Source organism: Moorena sp. SIO4A1 (assembly GCF_010672065.1).
GTDB lineage: Bacteria > Cyanobacteriota > Cyanobacteriia > Cyanobacteriales > Coleofasciculaceae > Moorena.
Window position 1 is genome coordinate 1 of record NZ_JAAHHX010000269.1, and the last position, 2,537, is coordinate 2,537.

Consider the following 2,537-nt stretch of genomic DNA (forward strand, 5'->3'; position numbering starts at 1 on the left):
TCCGTAACCTTCCTATAAGCTAGGGTTCAAGCAAAGTTCCTACCCGAAGGGGTACTACGAGATGGATATTCCGGCATTAGCTAGAATAATCCCGAATCGTTTTATCTCACAGCTAGAGGGTAATGCGTAACCAGTAACTTATACCGCAAGCCAATGGGTCGTTAAGGAAAGAACCAATAGGTTGACGAAAGGAATCGTTGATTGAAGCGTCGTAATAATTGATACTCCTACTAAAGCGGTAATGGGAGTAATAGCTCCAAGAGTTAATCCAGTAGATATTGGATAACTGAGAACTCCACGGACTCGGCGTAGAGACGACAGCCTATAGTTCGAATCTTCCTTGTGTGTAACCGGGTAAGCCGAGATTGAGTCCCTAGCTTAGGTCGATAGATAGGGTAGCCCAATCGTAAGAAAGGGTATAACTCTCAATCCGGTAAAAGTCTGAACCAAGCTAAAGCCAACACAGTGAAAACTAACGGGAAAGCGCTAAAGCGTATAACCGGTTGGATAGAGGAAATCCCTCAACTCGTGCAGAGTGCTGAATTTCAGAACTGATTCCGAGGGAGGAATATAATACATTTTCATCCTTAATTGTAATGGAAAAGATAGAACCGAACCCAAAGAACGGTATCGTAACTGAACAAACTACCCACTGGCACTCCATTAATTGGAAGAAAGCCTACAGGGAAGTCAGGAAATTGAGACGTAGAATATTCCGCGCGACTCGTGAAGGCGATTGGAAAAAAGTGAACAAGCTGCAACGCCTGATGCTACGCAGCTACTCAAACATACTCATAGCCGTGAGACAAGCCTCCCAAATTAACAAAGGGAAAAACACCCCTGGCATTGACAAAATAGCAAAATTAAATCCAGAAGCCAGGGGAGAGTTGGTCGATGCTCTAAAAGATTACAAGGCTTGGAAACCAATCCCGGCAAAACGAGTATATATTCCCAAACCTAATGGTAAGAAACGCCCCCTGGGAATACCTTGCATGATTGATAGATGTATTCAAGGTATCGTCAAGAATGCATTAGAGCCTCAATGGGAAGCCACCTTTGAACCATCCTCATATGGCTTCAGGCCAGGCAGAAGCACCCATGACGCAAGACAAAGGATATTCAACAACATTAAGGGCGAAAACAATAGAAAGTGGTGGGTATTAGACGCCGACATCTCCGGATGTTTCGATAATATTGCACATAAACCACTTTTAGACACATTAGGGAAATTTCCAGCCAAAACTTTAATAGCCCAATGGCTTAAAGCAGGATACATTGACAACAATGTATTTTTTGAATCAGATTCAGGGACTCCACAAGGGGGAATAATCAGCCCAATACTTGCAAATATCGCTCTACACGGCATGGAAAAGGAGTTGGGAATTAAATATATATGGCGAAAAGATACTAGAAAAAAATCCGGAGGATATTGGGACAACATATCGAAAAGAGCATTCATCCGCTTTGCCGATGACTTCGTCATCTTAACTGAAAGCGAAGAAGATGCAGCGAACGCTAAGATAATCATTCAAAAATGGTTAATCAAAAAAGGCTTGAAACTCTCAGACGAAAAAACCAAAATACAACATCTAACACAAGGATTTGACTTCCTCGGATGGAATTTTAGGAAATATAAAACAACCGCCAGAAAAACCGGATTGGTAACCCTCATAAAACCTTCCAAAAAAAATATCAAAAAGTTCAAAGAGAACTTGAAAAAGGAATTTAAAAGATTCAAAAGCTTATCACAAGAACTGATAATTAATAAACTTAATCCTCAAATAAAAGGATGGGGAAATTATCAGGATGGAGTGGTAGCCCAAAAAACATTTAATTCCTTGGATTCATACATATTCTGGAAATTAAAAAGATGGGGGAAACGGAAACATCCCAAAAAAAGCTGGAACTGGATATCCAAAAAATACTTTGGAAAGCTATGTCCCGGCAGGGATGACATATGGGTATTCGGAGACAAATCCTTAAAAGAAGTATATCTTCAAAAACTCGCCTGGATTCCTATAAAACGCCATACTCTCCTGCAACATACAAACAGCCCAGATGACCCTGACTTAAAAGAATACTGGGAAGAGCGCAAAGCTAAACAAAGAGAAAAAACGGCAAAAGGAAGACTTTCTGCGGGGAAGGATAAAATAGCAAACAGACAGAACTATATATGTCCTGTTTGCAATCAATCCTTAGGTATAAGTGATGATTTACACATACATCACATCATACCAAAACACTTAGGTGGGAACGACCGGTATGATAATCTAATATATTTACATGCCGATTGCCACCACTCCATACACGCCTTGGGTGCCTCCAATCCCGACATACAGGAAATGCTGAAAGCCGGGATAAAAAAACCCTCTTTGAAACGGAACAAAAACCAAAAGGTACAAAACCGTAAACCTAAGAAAAGAGGAGGTAATGATAAATGAGTTCTAAAGGAATTGGTCGCGCCGTGTACTTGGAGACTTGTTCGCACGGTGCCAAGGGGACGAAACAGGAGTAATCCTGTCGATTTACCCAATCCT

1 protein-coding gene is annotated in these 2,537 nt (G+C 41.1%); it reads left to right on the plus strand.

Features of this window, described 5'->3' with window-relative positions; all coding sequences use genetic code 11:
• Window positions 1-596 precede the first annotated feature (596 nt).
• Complete coding sequence (gene ltrA / locus F6K53_RS37115; RefSeq protein ID WP_293084572.1) at window positions 597-2,441, plus strand: group II intron reverse transcriptase/maturase; 1,845 nt, start codon at window positions 597-599, stop codon at window positions 2,439-2,441.
• The last annotated feature ends 96 nt before the right edge of the window (window positions 2,442-2,537 follow it).